The 16,733-nt window shown below is 33.7% G+C and carries 17 protein-coding genes; 7 read left to right on the top strand and 10 right to left on the bottom strand.

Annotated features, from left to right (window positions below; genetic code table 11):
- Positions 1–99 precede the first annotated feature (99 nt).
- The 3 genes from ES675_RS12645 to ES675_RS12635 all read left to right on the top strand — a co-directional run bounded on the left by ES675_RS12645 (position 100) and on the right by ES675_RS12635 (position 1,473).
- Positions 100–807, top strand: a complete 708-nt coding sequence (locus ES675_RS12645; RefSeq protein WP_066253170.1) for a DUF4197 domain-containing protein — start codon at positions 100–102, stop codon at positions 805–807.
- Positions 808–981: 174 nt separating this feature from the next.
- On the top strand, positions 982–1,185 hold the full coding sequence (locus tag ES675_RS12640) for a Lacal_2735 family protein (protein WP_066253249.1): 204 nt from the start codon (positions 982–984) through the stop codon (positions 1,183–1,185).
- 75 nt (positions 1,186–1,260) lie between these two features.
- Complete coding sequence (locus ES675_RS12635) at positions 1,261–1,473, top strand: Lacal_2735 family protein (RefSeq protein ID WP_148367483.1); 213 nt, start codon at positions 1,261–1,263, stop codon at positions 1,471–1,473.
- On the opposite strand, the gene ES675_RS12630 is transcribed toward ES675_RS12635, so the two are convergent.
- From ES675_RS12630 to prfA, 4 genes are all read right to left on the bottom strand, one after another.
- Positions 1,436–2,233, bottom strand: a complete 798-nt coding sequence (locus tag ES675_RS12630) for an ABC transporter substrate-binding protein (protein ID WP_066253167.1) — start codon at positions 2,231–2,233, stop codon at positions 1,436–1,438. The genes ES675_RS12635 and ES675_RS12630 overlap by 38 nt on opposite strands.
- Positions 2,223–3,044, bottom strand: coding sequence for an orotidine-5'-phosphate decarboxylase (gene pyrF / locus ES675_RS12625; RefSeq protein ID WP_066253165.1), 822 nt, complete (start codon positions 3,042–3,044; stop codon positions 2,223–2,225). The genes ES675_RS12630 and pyrF overlap by 11 nt, the downstream gene beginning before the upstream one ends.
- A gap of 105 nt (positions 3,045–3,149) precedes the next feature.
- On the bottom strand, positions 3,150–3,608 hold the full coding sequence (locus ES675_RS12620; RefSeq protein WP_066253162.1) for an SMI1/KNR4 family protein: 459 nt from the start codon (positions 3,606–3,608) through the stop codon (positions 3,150–3,152).
- A gap of 60 nt (positions 3,609–3,668) precedes the next feature.
- Positions 3,669–4,745 (bottom strand): peptide chain release factor 1, encoded by a 1,077-nt coding sequence (gene prfA / locus ES675_RS12615; RefSeq protein WP_066253158.1) that lies wholly within the window; start codon positions 4,743–4,745, stop codon positions 3,669–3,671.
- Positions 4,746–5,135: 390 nt separating this feature from the next.
- Between prfA and ES675_RS12610 the strand changes: the two genes are divergently transcribed.
- The 3 genes from ES675_RS12610 to ES675_RS12600 all read left to right on the top strand — a co-directional run bounded on the left by ES675_RS12610 (position 5,136) and on the right by ES675_RS12600 (position 6,483).
- Positions 5,136–5,795: an ATP-binding cassette domain-containing protein gene (locus ES675_RS12610; RefSeq protein WP_066253151.1), complete on the top strand. Its 660-nt coding sequence runs from the start codon at positions 5,136–5,138 to the stop codon at positions 5,793–5,795.
- A 163-nt stretch (positions 5,796–5,958) separates the two neighbouring features.
- The gene (locus ES675_RS12605; protein WP_066253147.1) at positions 5,959–6,180 is read left to right on the top strand and encodes a hypothetical protein; all 222 of its coding nucleotides are present in this window, start codon (positions 5,959–5,961) and stop codon (positions 6,178–6,180) included.
- Positions 6,181–6,483, top strand: a complete 303-nt coding sequence (locus ES675_RS12600; protein WP_066253144.1) for a type II toxin-antitoxin system RelE/ParE family toxin — start codon at positions 6,181–6,183, stop codon at positions 6,481–6,483.
- Between the two features lie 291 nt (positions 6,484–6,774).
- On the opposite strand, the gene ES675_RS12595 is transcribed toward ES675_RS12600, so the two are convergent.
- From ES675_RS12595 to ES675_RS12570, 6 genes are all read right to left on the bottom strand, one after another.
- A complete protein-coding gene (locus ES675_RS12595) occupies positions 6,775–9,333 on the bottom strand; it encodes an adenosylcobalamin-dependent ribonucleoside-diphosphate reductase (RefSeq protein ID WP_066253140.1) in 2,559 nt (852 codons plus the stop codon).
- A gap of 175 nt (positions 9,334–9,508) precedes the next feature.
- Positions 9,509–10,477, bottom strand: coding sequence for a DUF3078 domain-containing protein (locus ES675_RS12590; protein ID WP_066253137.1), 969 nt, complete (start codon positions 10,475–10,477; stop codon positions 9,509–9,511).
- A 29-nt stretch (positions 10,478–10,506) separates the two neighbouring features.
- A complete protein-coding gene (locus ES675_RS12585) occupies positions 10,507–11,688 on the bottom strand; it encodes an AIR synthase related protein (protein WP_066253134.1) in 1,182 nt (393 codons plus the stop codon).
- Positions 11,689–11,724: 36 nt separating this feature from the next.
- Complete coding sequence (locus tag ES675_RS12580) at positions 11,725–12,429, bottom strand: Curli production assembly/transport component CsgG (protein ID WP_231931300.1); 705 nt, start codon at positions 12,427–12,429, stop codon at positions 11,725–11,727.
- A gap of 480 nt (positions 12,430–12,909) precedes the next feature.
- Positions 12,910–15,096 (bottom strand): glutamine synthetase III family protein, encoded by a 2,187-nt coding sequence (locus ES675_RS12575; protein WP_066253125.1) that lies wholly within the window; start codon positions 15,094–15,096, stop codon positions 12,910–12,912.
- 122 nt (positions 15,097–15,218) lie between these two features.
- Positions 15,219–16,178 (bottom strand): calcium/sodium antiporter, encoded by a 960-nt coding sequence (locus ES675_RS12570; protein WP_066253122.1) that lies wholly within the window; start codon positions 16,176–16,178, stop codon positions 15,219–15,221.
- 195 nt (positions 16,179–16,373) lie between these two features.
- Between ES675_RS12570 and ES675_RS12565 the strand changes: the two genes are divergently transcribed.
- Positions 16,374–16,733 carry a BlaI/MecI/CopY family transcriptional regulator gene (locus ES675_RS12565; protein WP_066253119.1) on the top strand — a complete coding sequence of 120 codons (360 nt, stop codon included), beginning with the start codon at positions 16,374–16,376 and terminating at the stop codon, positions 16,731–16,733.

The raw sequence follows: 16,733 nt of genomic DNA, 5'->3' as shown, positions 1-16,733 counted from the left end.
AATACGCATGTGACATTAAAATGGAAACAAATTAATAAAACTTTTGAAATGATATAAGTTCTGAATATTTATCTTTGTCCAAATAGAATAAAACAAATCATGATAAAACGTTTAATCACCCTCGTCCTTATTTTAAACCTAACAGCTTGTGCTGAACTACAACAAGTAGTAGATAATTTACCTGAAAACACACCTGGCATCTCCAATACTGATATTGCAAATGGTTTACGTCAAGCATTGGATCAGGGAATAGATAAACAAGTGAGCACTCTTATGAAACAAGATGGTTTTTATAGGAATGAACTCGTAAAAATCCTTCTTCCAGAAGAATTACAAAAAGTAGATAAAGCCTTGCGCGATATTGGTTTAGGAAGTTTAGCAGACGAAGGTTTAAAAGTATTAAATCGTGCAGCTGAAGATGCTGTTGGAACGGCAACGCCTATTTTTATTAATGCTGTAAAAGGTATTACGTTTAATGATGCTAAATCTATTTTGTTAGGAAACGATGATGCAGCAACACGCTATTTAGCGGGCCGAACAGAATCGGAATTGTATGCTGAATTTCAACCTATTATTAATAATTCCTTTAAAAAAGTAGGTGCCGATCAAATTTGGTCAAACTTAATTAATCGTTATAATAGTATTCCATTTACATCTAATGTGAATCCAGATTTAACAGATTATGTAACGGAAGAAGCACTAAAAGGTGTTTATAAAATGATTGCGGTGGAAGAGAAAGATATCCGAACTAAATTAAGTTCTAGAACCACCGATATTTTACGAAAAGTGTTTGCTTTACAAGATTAATTATTAGAATATCTATACAGAACAAAATTCGTTATTCCTTTTTTTTGAATACTAGAATTTGTTTAACTTAAAATCGATTTGGAAACAAATCGATTTTTTTTATTAACAATTACTAATTTTAATTTGCTCTCTATCAATATTTTAAATATATTTAATATTCAATATGGCAAAAAAATGGAAAATCTCTCAAAACTCAAGCAGTCCCAAATAAAACTGCAATCACGCTATAAAATACTCGTGGAACAAGCCTATAATTTAAGGCAAACAGATTCTGCGCAAAGCGATATTTCAGAATTTAAAGCCATTAAGCTTTTAAATAAATTAAATCGTTTAAAGTATTTAAACAGAGAGACTTCACAACGAACGATTTCGTCTTAATTTTAGATTAACTTTAACTTTTACCAACGTCTATTACTTACTATTTACTCGTATATCTTTTTAAAACAAGTAATTATGAGTGCACAATTCTGTAAAATAGGAAAAGTAAAAGTCGATTTAAAACAAATATTAGGTTTAAAGGAACTTGAGAATACATATAAAAACTTTATTGAAGAAGCTTACAATGTAAGTATGACAAATGCCAGTTTAAGCGATATGTTATATTTTGAAGCTCGAAAAATAAAGCAGATTATTCTGAAGTCAAAACAGTGCAATGCCACGTTTTAAAGTAATCAAAAGCTAATACCAATCGGCTACCATACCACGAGAACATTTCGCCATCTACTAAAAGGATTTTGGCGTTTGGAAATTGTGGTTGAAGGACGGTTTTATGTTCATTTTTAAACGGATACGGCTCACTGGATAATAATACCAGCTCCACAGTTGGATATACTTTTTCCATAGCAATTTCAGGATAACGCGACGCCTTTTGAAAGGTGTTTTTGAAATTATTTAGCGAAAGCATATAGTTAACAAAGGTGTCATTTGCGGCAACCATCCAAGGATCTTTCCAAATAAAATAAGCCACTTCCCTATTGGGTTGTGTTTTTATAAAGTCTTCAAAATCTGTTTTAGCCCTTGTTATTTTTGAGATAAGACTTATGGCTTCTCTTGAACAGTTGAAAACCACACCATACATATCAATCAATTCCAAACAATCTTCAACCGTATTAATATCGCTAATGTGGACTGTTGCAATAGCTTCCAACTCGCGAATCATTTCCAGCGTGTTTTCCTCTTTATTACACAGAATAATATCCGGACTTAAATCTCGAATTTTATCATAATGCACTTGCTTTGTTCCACCAACAACTGCAACGTTTGTAAAGATATGACGTGGATGAACGCAAAATTTGGTAACACCAACCAGTGATGATTCCAAACCTAAATCGCAAATTAATTCGGTAATACTCGGAACGAGGCACACAATACGTTTTGGCGTATTGTTTAAATAGATAGGTCTTTGAAGTTGATCTTTAATCTGCATGTTTTAAAATGCTTGCCATTTCTAGTTGCATGTCTTGCGCTTTTTGGGCTGCTGCTTCCGCAAAATCGGCTTGATTGGAGGCATAAATAATGCCTCGAGACGAATTAATGAGCAAGCCCACATTATCAGCCATACCATATTTACAAACATCCTGTAAATTACCACCTTGCGCGCCAACACCAGGAACGAGTAAAAAACTGTTTGGAATAATTTTCCGGATTTCTGCAAAATATTCTGCTTTTGTAGCACCAACAACATACATGAGGTTTTCAGAGTTCTCCCAGGTTTTTGAGGTTTCTAAAACCTGCTTGTACAACTCTTTACCTTCAACCTGTTTCGTTTGAAAATCGAAAGCACCTTGATTGGACGTTAAAGCTAATAAAATGGTGTGTTTATTTTTGAAAGCTAAAAACGGTTCAACCGAATCTTTTCCCATATAAGGCGCTACGGTAACACTATCAAAAGCTAAATCCTCGAAAAAAGCTTTGGCGTACATGCTACTCGTGTTTCCAATATCACCTCGCTTCGCATCAGCAATGGTGAAAATATCCGGATGCTTTTCATTCAAGTAATTAATTGTTTTTTCAAGTGCTTGCCAACCTTTTAAACCATAGGCTTCATAAAATGCTGTGTTGGGTTTGTAGGCTACGCACACATGATGTGTAGCATCAATGATGGCTTTATTGAACGCAAAAATAGGATCTTCCTCCTGCAGTAAATGGGGTGGAATTTTATTTAAATCTACATCCAATCCAATACATAAAAAGGATTGTTTTTTTTGGATTTGTTCAGTTAGTTGTTGTGTAGTCATCTGGTTTCTTAATCCTCCAGAAGAGGAAACTGTTTTGTGGTTTTTTGCTTCTTTATTTTAGTATTAAACTAAAACAGTCTAAGTTATATTACATTGTGTTTTGACTTATGAATTAAATCTTGATTTAATCTTATTCCAGAATAAATCATATCCATTATTAGAATTAGATTTCTTTATGTCAAGCTTATTAATTGATTCTGCTATTTTTTTTATTTGACCTATTTCATGATTCCAAAAATAAAGTTCATCAGTCAGAATTCCATTTCCGTTGTGGGTTAATACAAGTAAATTACCAAAGCCATCTGAACCAATTGCTATTGCATTTTCTGGAAAGCCATTCCATTTCTGTGCATTTTTGGTTTCAAGTCCAATATGATTACATGTTCGACTTATTCTTTTATTGTCCGACTTATCAAAAAAAGGAAAAAGTTCAAATTCCAATTTTTTCGACACTAATTCTCCACCATTCAATTCCATCAATCGTTTTTTAAATTCAGTCGGAAATTTCACTTTCAATTCAGATTCAGTTTCAATTATATATTTTTCGTCAATTGGAAATGGCATTTTTCGTTCAGTTTAAATTAGCACTTCATAAAAAAAGCCTCCAAAATAGAGGCTTTAAATTTAAATATGATCATCACTAGCCTTCAACTTCTCGGTGTTATCAGCCAGCATTAATTCGTCAATAATTCTTTGAATATCACCATTTACAATATTTGATAAATCGTAAAGCGTTAATCCAATTCTATGATCGGTTACACGTCCTTGTGAATAATTGTACGTTCTAATTTTCGCACTTCTATCACCAGATGTTACCATCGTTCCTCTTAAGGCAGCATCTTCTTCCATCTTCTTGGCTAATTCCATATCATATAAACGGGAACGCAATACTTTAAAAGCTTTTTCCTTGTTTTTATGTTGGGATTTCTGATCTTGACATTGCGCTACTAATCCCGTGGGAATATGCGTTAAACGTACCGCCGAATAGGTTGTATTTACCGACTGACCACCTGGACCTGATGAACAGAAAAAATCAACACGTACATCTTTTGGATTAATTTCTACATCAAATTCTTCAGCTTCCGGAAATACCATCATGGTTGCGGCACTGGTATGCACACGACCTTGCGTTTCTGTTTGTGGAACACGCTGAACACGGTGAACTCCTGCTTCAAACTTTAGCGTTCCATACACATCATCTCCAGTAACTTCAAACTGAATTTCTTTAAAACCACCATTAGTGCCTTCGCTATAATCTACCGTATCTACTTTCCAACCTTTACTCTCGCAATATTTGGAATACATACGGAATAAATCGCCTGCAAAAATACTCGCTTCATCACCACCAGTTCCGGCACGTAGTTCTACAACCGCATTTTTAGAATCCTGGGGATCCTTCGGTATTAGTAGGAATTTAATATCGTCTTCCAATTTTGGAATCCCTTCTTTGGCTTCTTCATATTGCATTTTGGCCATTTCTACCATTTCTGGATCGCTGCCATCATCCAATATTTCTTCAGCTTCTTTTAGGTTATTGGTAAGCTCCAAATAGACTTCACGCTTATCCATTAACAATCTTAAATCCTTGTATTCTTTATTTAAAGCAATATAGCGTTTCTGATCTGTCATAATATCTGGCTGAATGATTAAATCACTCACCTCATCAAAACGTTGCTTTATAATCTGTAATTTGTCTAACATCTAGTTCCTTGAATTGTTCCCCAAAAATACGATAATTTATGAATTGATATATTTTTTATGAATGACTTTAAAAATAATTAATCTATTTTTCCGTTTTTATGTCATGATACAACGTTTCGGAGCCATATTATTATTTTACAAACCTTACCTAATTTGGTCATTTGCGGCAACTATTTTATTAATTTCTCTTGGTTCTGAATATGCTGTTATTTGCATAGCGAAACTATTTTTAACCGGATTTTTGTGGTATTTCCTTTCTGAAACAACAGCCAAACGTAAACTCCTTTTTTACAAGAATTTAGGTATATCATCCTTTAAACTTTTCGGTATTATTTATATTATTGATATCTTTATAACCAGCCTATTTTATAAGTTGATTGGCGTTTTTATATGATTTTAGAATTAGATAATGTTGAACTGTATTTTAAAGAAAAACGCATTCTTAATGGCATTTATCTAAAAGCCCAAACGGGTGAAGTTACCGGAATATTGGGTAGCAATGGCTGCGGAAAAAGTTGTATTCTGAATATTATTTTTGGCACCTTAAAACCAAAATATAAGCTAATCCGATTGGATAGTAAACCCATTTTAAAACCTTTGTACAGAACCAAACGCGTTCATTTTCTGCCACAACTTCCAATTGCTCCCAACAACTTAAAACTAAAAACAGCTTTCAAATTATTTCAAGTAAATTGGAACGAATTCATTACGCATTTTGAATCCTTTACCATCTATAAAAACTATAAATTCCATCAACTTTCAGGTGGCGAACGTCGTGTGGTGGAAACATACATGCTATTAAAAAGCCCGACCGAAATTGTGCTTTTAGACGAACCATTTTCGCATGTAGCACCTTTGTATATTGAAAAAATAAAAGAACTTATCTCTGAAGAAAAACAGCGAAAAATTATCATTATAACCGATCATTTATATCGTGATATTATTGAAACCAGCGATAATTTATATTTGATAAAAGATGGCCATTCTAAATTAATAACGGATTTAAAAACGTTAGAAGATTATAGATATATTAGTCAGGATATGTTGTGATAATAGAGAAAAGAGAAAAAAAATAAGAGATTAAGGTGTAGTGTTGATTAAGTTAAAATCCACACCTATTATATTTTCAAGATACGCAAGGCGCATTTAAAAACGCTCTCTAATAGTAAAATTTCGAACTTAAATTGTTATTTTTGATTATAAATGAAACGTGATGAATATTCAGGCTGAAAAAATAGAATTGGTTAAAATGCTTTTGGATACTGAAAACCCTAAAGTGATTGAATCCATAAAAAAAATCTTCAAGAAAGAAAAATCATCTGACTTTTGGGATGATTTACCCCTGCATCAGCGAGAAGAGATTAACAAAGCTTCTGTTGAAATAGAAAACGGAGAAGTGATAGACTACGAATCTTTTATTCAAAAACACAGATAATTGAACAGACAAGTTGTTATTTCAAAAACAGCCAAAAGGAAATTGGATAAACTTTTTGAATATCTAATTGAAAAATGGTCTTTGAAGGTAAAGAGCACGTTTGTGGAAAAATTAGATTCATCGATAGAAATTATTAAAAGTCAACCTGAAATATTCCCTGAATCTAAAAAAGGGAATGGATTAAAAAAATGTGTAATTACAAAGCAGACTACCCTATATTATCGTTATAATTCTGAACGCATTAATATTGTTACAATATTTGACACAAGGCAAGATCCTAAGCAACTAGATAAAGATATTTGAGATTAATAATTTGAGTTATTGTAAGATGGTTAATTACGGATTTGAAATTTCAGCAAGATGTTCTCGATACTAATTTCATTTTTGAAATAATATGAAATTCACGCAAACTGACTGTGGTTCCTTAATGAGTAACTTAAAAAACAAAAAAGGCTTCCAAAGCACGATATAACGCCATTCTGAATTTATTTCAGAAACTCATATTTAGGCTTTAGAATAACAACAGATACTAATTATAAAAAAAACGCTATCTCTTTAGAAATAGCGTTTTTTATTTTTAATAACTTTTATGTTTTACCCACATTTTGAAGAGCCACAATCTTTACAGGTTAGGCAACCTTCTTGGTAAATTAAATTTTCCGATTCACAGTTTGTACAGCTATGTCCTTTGGCTTTCGTTCCATCGGCAACATAACGTTTTAATGCACGACCAACACCGTTTTTCCACGTATTGATAGATTCTGAATCTAATTGTAAACTGTTAATTAATTCCACAATATTATCAATTGGCATTCCATGACGTAATGTACTAGAAATTAATTTCGCATAGTTCCAATACTCCGGATCGAATTTATGAGATAAGCCTTCGATAGTTGTTTTATAACCGCGTTTATTTTCATATTGGAAATCATATCGGGAAGCGCCATCTTCATTTCTACTTTTCATAATCACACCACTTTCAACCCAACGCGGAATTAAAATTCCATCCTCATCATCAGCTAAACCGGTGAAAATCTCGTAAGGTTTCCCATCAATTAAACCGATAAATGCAATCCATTTCTCCTTCTTATTTTGCAAACGTACCACATCAGCTTCTAAAACTTCTGGTCGTTTTACAGGGAAATTTGTTAGGGTTTCGGCTTGATTTTCTTCCTTTTTCTCATCATTTGAAATAAGGACTCCAGAACGAGATCCATCACGATAAACGGTCACACCTTTACAACCTACTTCCCATGCTTTTAGATATAAATCGCCTACCAATTCTTCACTTACATCGTTTGGTAAGTTGATGGTTACAGAAATAGAATGATCTACCCATTTCTGTACAGCACCTTGCATCGTTACTTTACTTAACCAATCCACATCATTAGAAGTTGCTTTATAGTAAGGTGATTTTTTAATAAGTACATCCAATTCTTCTTGTGTGAAATTTTTAGAAGAATCAATCCCATTTACTTCCATCCATTGCTTAAATCTGTGGTGAAATACCACATATTCTTCCCAAGAATCGCCAACCTCATCAACGAAATCAATACGTACATGTTTATCATTCGGGTTCACCTTACGTCTACGTTTGTAAACTGGCATGAATACTGGCTCAATACCTGATGATGTTTGCGTCATTAAACTGGTTGTTCCTGTAGGAGCAATAGTTAATAGCGCTATATTACGACGGCCATACTCCAACATATCAAAGTACAGTTTTTCATCTGCTTCTTTTAATCTAAGTATAAACGGATTATTTTTTTCGCGTTCTGAATCGAAAATAGCAAAAGCACCACGTTCTTTCGCTGCCATAACAGATGCACGATAGGTTTCAATGGCTAATGTTTTATGAACTTCAACAGAAAATTCATTTCCAGTTTCACTACCATATTGAATACCTAAAGCTGCTAACATATCACCTTCTGCGGTGATGCCAATACCAGTTCTTCTACCTTCTTCTGCTTTTTTCTGAATGTTAACCCATAAATTACGCTCTGTTGCTTTAATTTCAGCTTGTTCTGGATCTGCATCTATTTTCGCTAAAATAGCATCAATTTTTTCGAGTTCTAAATCGATAACGTCATCCATTATTCGCTGTGCAACAACCACGTGTTTTTTAAACAATTCGAAGTTAAAAGATGCTTGTTTAGAAAATGGATTATCCACATAAGATAATAAGTTGATAGCTAACAAACGGCACGAATCATAAGGACATAATGGAATTTCGCCACATGGATTTGTAGACACCGTTTTATACCCTAAATCGGCATAACAATCTGGAACCGATTCATTAATAATGGTATCCCAAAACAGAATTCCTGGTTCAGCTGATTTCCATGCATTATGAACAATTTTTTTCCAAATTCCGTTGGCATCAATTGTTTTAGAAACTTTTGGATTTTTACTAAATATAGGATAGGTCTGCGTGTACTCACCATTATTCTTAACAGCATTCATAAACGCATCATCAATACGAACAGATACGTTAGCACCAGTTACTTTACCCTGCTCTAATTTGGCATCGATAAAATCCTCTGAATCCGGATGATTTATTGAAACTGATAACATTAAAGCACCACGACGACCATCTTGAGCAACCTCACGTGTGGAGTTAGAATAACGCTCCATAAACGGTACAATACCTGTAGATGTTAAGGCTGAATTTTTTACTGGAGATCCCTTTGGACGTATATGTGATAAATCGTGACCAACACCACCACGACGTTTCATTAATTGCACTTGTTCCTGATCTATTTTCATGATTCCTCCATAAGAATCTGAATCGCCATCATTACCAATTACAAAACAATTAGACAAGGAACCCGTTTGGTATGGGTTTCCAATTCCAGCCATTGGACTTCCTTGAGGCACGATATATTTAAAGTCTTTTATTAAATCGAAAATCTCTTGTTCAGACATTGGATTTGGATACCGTACTTCTACTCGCGCAATTTCTTTAGCGATACGCTTATGCATATCGTTAGGTGTTAATTCATAAATATTGCCTTGAGAGTCTTTTAGGGCATATTTATTAATCCAAACACGCGCAGCAAGATCATCTCCTTTGAAATATTTAACAGAAGCTTCAAAAGCTTCTTCTTGCGTATATGTTTTTGGTTTTGTAAGGGTTTTGGTTTGTGTTGGCATGGATTATATTTGTTTAAAATTTTATTGCTTTTTACGAACTGTAAATAACGGAAAAATTTTAAACTTATTCCATGATAAAAATCATGAAGTTTACAGAAAAAATACGTAATTATTTGATAGTCAGCGAACTAATTACTTATCAACATAAAAAAGTTAACAAATAATTATTTTTTTTCTAAAACTCATAAACAACGCCAACACCTAGCAATTGCTTCCATTGAACCCGCGCACCTACCGGAACAAACTCCGTTTCATCAGTTTCTAAATTCACAATTTCCTCCTGAATTTTAACATCATTATCGTATTTTAAATGCGAACCTAAAGTAGCACGAACGAAATTATTCACTTTAAAATCTAAAACAATTTCCCAATCGATATCTACATTTCCAAAATCGTTGATATAATCAGTATAGAAACTCATCAGGTTATGAATGGATATATTTTCAAATAACCGGGTTTCATAAGCACTTGTTAATAATACACCTAATTCCTTTCTAACACGCTCTCCCGAACGAATAAGGTTTCCGCTTGAGTCATATTCGGCTGGCTTAACACCAAATGATCCAGCGTCTGATAATGCTGTATCAAAAACAAATGTTGTTTTCAGGGTTAAGGGCGAAAAATACAGAGAAAATTTATCAATATTCTTACCGTATTCTACACCACCACCAAGATATAAATATCCAGGTGCCATAAATTTTGAAATCTCATTGGATGTATTTGGGTAACTAAATCCCTTGGCAAACTGTGTTTTAAAACTAAATCGTGCTGAATAATACCAATTGGTTAACTTATTTTTCCGAAAGCCTAAACTGGAACTAATTTCGAGTAAATCGTCGGTTTTTCTAAATTCCTGCTCCTCTTGTTTATTTAGTCCGTATCGCGCAAGCAAATTACTGTCCCAAATAAAATTTCGGTATTGGTAACGCAACATACTTTTAAGCCCTATTAGCGCTGAAATTGAGTTACTACCACCAGAATTCCAGTTAACAAATGCCACTTCATTAATATCTAATCCAGCCGTATTCGTGTTTGACCAAACGGGTAAATTAGGATTAGTTGCTGGTTTAAAATAGAGCGAATCTGGTTGCGCACTTACAAATTGAACTAGAAGAATAAAAATAACAAAAACACTTTTATGCATTGAAATACTTTTTTTGGAAGATTTAAAACTTAATGATATACAAACTCACCAAATTCACTTTTTATTGTTAGTTTTTTCGTTGAAGCCGCTTCTACTCGACCAACTATTTTAGCATCAACATTGTAGGATTCAGATATTTTAATAATAGCATCTGCCACTTTTGGATCTACATACAACTCCATACGATGTCCGCAATTAAATACTTGATACATTTCCTTCCAATCCGTTTTAGACTGCTCTTGTATCAACTTAAACAACGGTGGTACTGGAAATAAATTATCTTTTATAATATGAAGACTATCAACAAAATGTAAAATTTTTGTTTGTGCTCCTCCACTACAATGTACCATTCCATGAATGGTATCACTGGAAAATTCATCAAGAATTTCTTTAATGATTGGTGCATAGGTTCGTGTGGGAGATAACACTAATTTGCCGGCATCAATTGGCGAATCTGGCACACTATCTGTTAACTTCATAGTCCCAGAATAAACCAGCTCACTAGGAACGGCTGCATCAAAACTTTCTGGATACTTTTCTGCTAAATAGTTATGAAACACGTCATGTCTTGCGGATGTTAGACCATTGCTTCCCATACCACCATTGTAATTTTTCTCATAAGTAGCTTGACCAAAAGACTCAAGACCCACTATAACATCTCCAGGTTTTATGTTGGCATTATCAATTACATCTTTACGTTTCATTCTAGCAGTTACGGTAGAATCGACAATAATGGTTCGTACTAAATCACCAACATCAGCTGTTTCACCACCTGTAGAATGAATAGTAACTCCAAAAGTTTTTAAATCGGCAATAAGTTCTTCAGTTCCGTTAATAATTGCGGAAAGTACATCCCCAGGGATATTGTTTTTATTACGACCAATAGTTGAAGATAGCATGATGTTATCCGTTGCACCTACACAAAGTAAATCATCGATATTCATAATCAAAGCATCTTGTGCAATACCTTTCCAAACAGACAAATCGCCTGTTTCTTTCCAATACATATAAGCTAATGATGATTTTGTTCCTGCACCATCTGCGTGCATGATTAGGCAATACTCTGAATCGTTGGTTAAATAATCGGGAACTATTTTACAAAAAGCTTTAGGGAACAAGCCTTTATCTATGTTTTTTATAGCGTTGTGCACATCTTCTTTTGAGGCAGAAACACCTCTTTGCGCATATCGTTTACTTACTTCTTCACTCATATCCTGAAATTGAGCCACAAAAATAAGAATTGTTATTTAGTTATCGGCAGGAATTGGGTTAGTTTTAATAATAGTTGGCACTGTACTTAATAGTTTTGCTTTTTTCTTTGCCCCACCAAAATAAAAATTTAGACCACAACCCATTCGCCAATAAACATCATCAGCATCGCCATAAATTTTACCATCTAGCTCGTCACTAAAAACGTGGTTATAATCACCAAAAATCCTTAAACTCAACCCTTCATAAATAATATACTCCAAACCAAGACCTCCTTGCACTTTGGGGTCTACAGCTTCAAAATAATTAGAGGCATTTGCACCACCACCAAAAAAGATGAAAGGTGAAAAACGTTCATGTGGAAAAGCTAAAACTTCCGCATTCACATCGAATGACATGAATCCTTTATTGAACAAGTCTTCATATACGAGATTGAATTTATTAAATGTTAGATTAACATTTACGTGAGGGATAATGGATTTTTTGTAACCAAAACCCATATAAATACCGAATTCTGGATTGGCGTAATCACCATTTATTACAGCTGAACCCAACGTTGTAGAAACACCATGTGTACCACGATAATCATAGAAGTCAGTTTTAGGCAATTGTGAATCTTCAGTACTATCCGAATTATTTTGAGCGAGACTGCTAGTACTAGTCAATAATACGATTGGAATTAATAAACCAACACACCATCTAATTTGAGTCAGAAATGATGATTTTATAATAAGATATCTCATTATTAGCTTTTTAACAAGGCGGCAATATAACAAATATCTCCAAAGAATAAGGCCAACAGACTGAAATTTAAGGCCATAAAAAAACCATATTCAAATTTTAAAGTATTTTAAAACACTTAAAATTTAAATATGGTAAATTCAACAACGTGACTGACTCAAATATCACCCCAATGTTGTTGACAATTCTTGACTAACTACTTCTTGCTTTGACGCATTGTCATCGATTGAGTCTTTAGCCTGAGAAAAAATCAGGGTTGCAGCCATAAGCATAAGAACACTTATAATAAGCCTTTTCATAATGTAATTTATAATGATTAATAGCATGTCAAAAATACGATTTATTTGTAAAGATTTGCATCTTAAAATATATTTTCGTTGACTTACAAATTATATCAGACAAACTACATATCTGAACCATTAGACCATGCAAAACGCCCTACATAAGCAAGGCGTTTAGAGGGTATTAGCAGGTTTTTATAGTTATTTAGTAAACAATAATTCTCGGTATTTCGTCAATGGCCAAATTTCATCATCAACCAATAATTCAAGCTTATCACAGTGATACCTAATATCATCAAAGAATGGCTTCACTTTATTGCAATATGCATCTGCTTTTTTATCAATTTCACCAATTTTGTTAGCTATTTTACGCTCATTAATCATAAGCGTTACATTTGAATTAATGGATGCTATGTGTTCTGAAATATCTTCTATTAAATTTAACTGTTCTTGTCCAAATTTCTTAAAGTCTTTACCGTATATTTCTTTTAAGCCTTTTACGTTTTCAATCAAAATATTCTGGTATCGCACTGCAACAGGAACAATATGATTTCGAGCAATATCACCTAAAACACGTCCTTCAATTTGAATACGCATGACATAATCTTCCATTTCTATTTCATAACGTGCTTCAGACTCTACACGATTCATAACACCTAGATCTTCAAAAAGTTTTATAGCTTTTTCAGATATTTTAGCTTTTAATGCCTCTGGTGTTGTTTTGTGGTTGCTTAATCCACGTCTTTTGGCTTCAATTTCCCATTCTTCACCATAACCATTTCCTTCAAATAATACCTTTTGAGATAATTTAATATACTCTCTCAATACGTTAAAAATAGCTTCATCTTTTTTAAGGCTTTCTTTCTTAATTAAAGCATCAACCTCTATCTTAAAGTCTATTAATTGTCTAGCCATAATCGTATTTAAAACGGTCATTGGATTTGCACAATTAGCTTTTGAACCTACAGCTCTAAACTCAAATTTATTACCTGTAAATGCGAATGATGACGTTCTATTTCTATCTGTATTATCTAATAAAATTTCAGGGATTTTACCAACTACGTTTAGTTTTAAGTCGGTTTTTTCTTCTGGTGATAATTTGCCGTTGGTCACGTTTTGCAACTCGCTTAACACGTTTGTTAACTGTTCACCTATAAATACAGAAACAATAGCCGGAGGCGCTTCATTTGCTCCTAAGCGGTGATCATTACTTGCTGACGCGATAGCTGCACGGATAATTTCCTCATGATCATTAACCGCTTTAATAGCATTGATAAAGAAGGTTAAAAACTGCAAATTACTCATGGGTGTTTTACCTGGTTGAAAAAGATTGACACCCGTATCTGTAGTTAAACTCCAATTATTATGCTTTCCAGAACCATTAACACCCTTGTATGGTTTTTCATGAAAAAGTACTTTAAAATTATGGCGCTCTCCTACTTTATGCATTAAGTCCATTAATAAGGAGTTATGATCTACGGCTAGATTAGCTTCATCAAAAACAGGTGCTAACTCAAACTGATTTGGCGCCACCTCATTATGTCGTGTTTTTGCTGGAATACCCAATAACATACACTCGGTTTCCAAGTCACGCATGAATTGCATAGCGCGTGTTGGAATGGTTCCAAAATAATGGTCGTCTAACTGCTGTCCTTTTGCTGGCGAATGCCCAAGCATAGTCCGACCTGTTAAAACAATATCTGGTCTTGATGCTGCTAAAGCACTATCAACTAAAAAGTATTCCTGCTCCCAACCAAGAGATGCATTTACTTTCTTAACATTTTTATCAAAATATTTACACACATCTACAGCCGCTGTGTCCACCGCTTGCAAAGCTCTTAATAAAGGTGTTTTATAATCCAAAGCTTCACCTGTATACGATACAAAAACGGTTGGAATACATAAGGTAGTTCCATAAATAAAGGCTGGCGATGTAGGATCCCAAGCTGTGTAACCACGAGCTTCAAACGTATTTCTAATTCCACCATTTGGAAAACTGGAAGCATCTGGTTCTTGTTGTACTAATTGTCCACCACCAAATTTTTCAATAGCGCGACCATTACCTATTGGCTCAAAAAACGCATCATGCTTTTCAGCAGTTGTTCCTGTTAATGGTTGAAACCAATGTGTGTAATGCGTAGCACCTTTAGAAATAGCCCATTCTTTCATACCAGTAGAAATATGATCCGCAACATGACGATCAATTTTAGAACCGTTCTGAGTAGCATCCATAACACTAACAAACGCTTCTTTCGTTAAGTATTGACGCATGGTGTCTTCATTAAAAACGTTGGCTCCAAAAATAGCGGAACGCCGTTCATTTTCTTCAATTTTAATAGGCTTACGACTCAACGTTTCCTTAATAGCATAAAATCTTAATGTGGACATGTGTGTGGTTTTTTTAAATAATTAGAGTACAAAAGTAAACTATTTTTTTAAAAAACAACATTGACCCCTAATTTTTTAGGGGTCAAATTAAAATAAATCAACTTTACAAGGATTCAACCCTGTTAATTACCACCCATAAAAGCTAAATACACAAAAAGAATGTAAGAACCCAAAAGTAAGGCACCTTTATAGCGACCTATAGACAGTCGTTTTGGAAGAAATGCTAATGGTATAAGTACAGCTGCAAACCCTAACATCCAAAAAATATCTTGACTTAATATATTTGGATTATTAACAGGAATTGGATGTATCATAGCTGTTAATCCTAAAACAGAAGCAATATTAAAAATATTAGAGCCAATTAAATTCCCTAATGAAATAGCTTTTTCCTTTTTCATAGCTGCTATAACGGATGCTGCTAATTCTGGCACACTGGTTCCAATAGCCACCATAGTTACAGAAATAACGCGTTCACTAACACCTAAACTGAATGCCATATCTTTAGCGCCAACTACTAACCATTCACTCCCAAAAAATAAAGCAACAGCTCCAATAAGCAACCAAACGATTACTTTAAAGTTTGATGTGGTTTGTAACGTTTCGTCCACTTCATCTGTTTCCATAGCAATATCAGTTGCCTTTCTAGAACGACGTATTAATACAAATAAAAAGATGACAAGCGAAATCATTAATGCTAAACCTTCTTTAAAGTCTAGGATTAACCCACTTCTTAACATGAAATATAATGCTATAGAAAGCAGCATCATCATGGGCCAATTCAATTTATAGAAATCCTTATCAATCGTTAAAGGTGAAATAAAGGCTGTTATACCTAACACAAGTCCAATATTTGCTATGTTGGAACCAATAACATTCCCGAGTGCAATATCTGGTGAGCCATCTAAAGCAGCTTGTAAACTAACCAATAATTCGGGAGCTGAAGTTGCAAAAGACACAACCGTCATACCGATTACTAATTTTGAAATATTAAATTTAAAGGAAAGTGCTACCGAAGATCGAACCAAAAATTCACCACCAACTACTAATAATACTAAACCTAATAGCATCCAAACTATACTCATTTTTACTTAAATTTAAACAGCTTTTTATTTCTGATGTATTGAGACGCGAAGATACTATTTCCAATGATTTTATAATCAAAACTAAAAAATTCGTTAAATAACTATATTTACAGTTGTATAACTATAAAAATAGTTATACATTTGAGTTCACTAATAATGCATGACCATTATTGCGGAAATTAAAATAAACTTTTGATGCAAAAATTAACGAATAAGGAAGAAGAGATTATGCACATTTTATGGACGCTTAAAAAAGCCTTTGTAAAAGACGTGTTAGCCGAAATTGAAACGGAAAAACCACACTATAACACCCTTTCTACTATTATTAGAAATTTAGAAGAAAAAGGATATGTTAGCTATAAAGCGTATGGAAAAACCCACGAGTACTTCCCTATTGTTACTAAAGAACAATACAAGAAGAAATTTATGAATACGGCTATTGACAACTATTTTAATAGCTCTTATAAAAACGTGGTTTCCTTTTTTGCCCAAGAAGAAAAAATAAGCGTGGATGAGCTGAAAGAAATAATTGCGTTAATTGAGAAAAACAAATAA

It is taken from the genome of Algorimicrobium algoritergicola, assembly GCF_008086165.1.
GTDB classification, from domain to species: domain Bacteria; phylum Bacteroidota; class Bacteroidia; order Flavobacteriales; family Flavobacteriaceae; genus Algorimicrobium; species Algorimicrobium algoritergicola.
The sequence above is the reverse complement of the archived record's forward strand: the minus strand, read 5'-3'. Positions and strand labels throughout refer to the sequence as shown.

Excerpts from the sequence above, each read along its gene's own strand:
- ES675_RS12610 (WP_066253151.1), top strand. The coding sequence starts at position 5,136 with ATGATTTTAGAATTAGATAATGTTGAACTGTATTTTAAAGAAAAACGC.
- ES675_RS12605 (WP_066253147.1), top strand. The coding sequence starts at position 5,959 with ATGAATATTCAGGCTGAAAAAATAGAATTGGTTAAAATGCTTTTGGAT.
- ES675_RS12640 (WP_066253249.1), top strand. The coding sequence starts at position 982 with ATGGAAAATCTCTCAAAACTCAAGCAGTCCCAAATAAAACTGCAATCA.
- ES675_RS12585 (WP_066253134.1), bottom strand. The coding sequence starts at position 11,688 with ATGAGTGAAGAAGTAAGTAAACGATATGCGCAAAGAGGTGTTTCTGCC.
- ES675_RS12635 (WP_148367483.1), top strand. The coding sequence starts at position 1,261 with ATGAGTGCACAATTCTGTAAAATAGGAAAAGTAAAAGTCGATTTAAAA.
- ES675_RS12570 (WP_066253122.1), bottom strand. The coding sequence starts at position 16,178 with ATGAGTATAGTTTGGATGCTATTAGGTTTAGTATTATTAGTAGTTGGT.
- pyrF (WP_066253165.1), bottom strand. The coding sequence starts at position 3,044 with ATGACTACACAACAACTAACTGAACAAATCCAAAAAAAACAATCCTTT.
- ES675_RS12575 (WP_066253125.1), bottom strand. The coding sequence starts at position 15,096 with ATGTCCACATTAAGATTTTATGCTATTAAGGAAACGTTGAGTCGTAAG.
- ES675_RS12565 (WP_066253119.1), top strand. The coding sequence starts at position 16,374 with ATGCAAAAATTAACGAATAAGGAAGAAGAGATTATGCACATTTTATGG.
- ES675_RS12630 (WP_066253167.1), bottom strand. The coding sequence starts at position 2,233 with ATGCAGATTAAAGATCAACTTCAAAGACCTATCTATTTAAACAATACG.
- ES675_RS12580 (WP_231931300.1), bottom strand. The coding sequence starts at position 12,429 with ATGAGATATCTTATTATAAAATCATCATTTCTGACTCAAATTAGATGG.
- ES675_RS12590 (WP_066253137.1), bottom strand. The coding sequence starts at position 10,477 with ATGCATAAAAGTGTTTTTGTTATTTTTATTCTTCTAGTTCAATTTGTA.
- ES675_RS12645 (WP_066253170.1), top strand. The coding sequence starts at position 100 with ATGATAAAACGTTTAATCACCCTCGTCCTTATTTTAAACCTAACAGCT.
- prfA (WP_066253158.1), bottom strand. The coding sequence starts at position 4,745 with ATGTTAGACAAATTACAGATTATAAAGCAACGTTTTGATGAGGTGAGT.
- ES675_RS12620 (WP_066253162.1), bottom strand. The coding sequence starts at position 3,608 with ATGCCATTTCCAATTGACGAAAAATATATAATTGAAACTGAATCTGAA.
- ES675_RS12595 (WP_066253140.1), bottom strand. The coding sequence starts at position 9,333 with ATGCCAACACAAACCAAAACCCTTACAAAACCAAAAACATATACGCAA.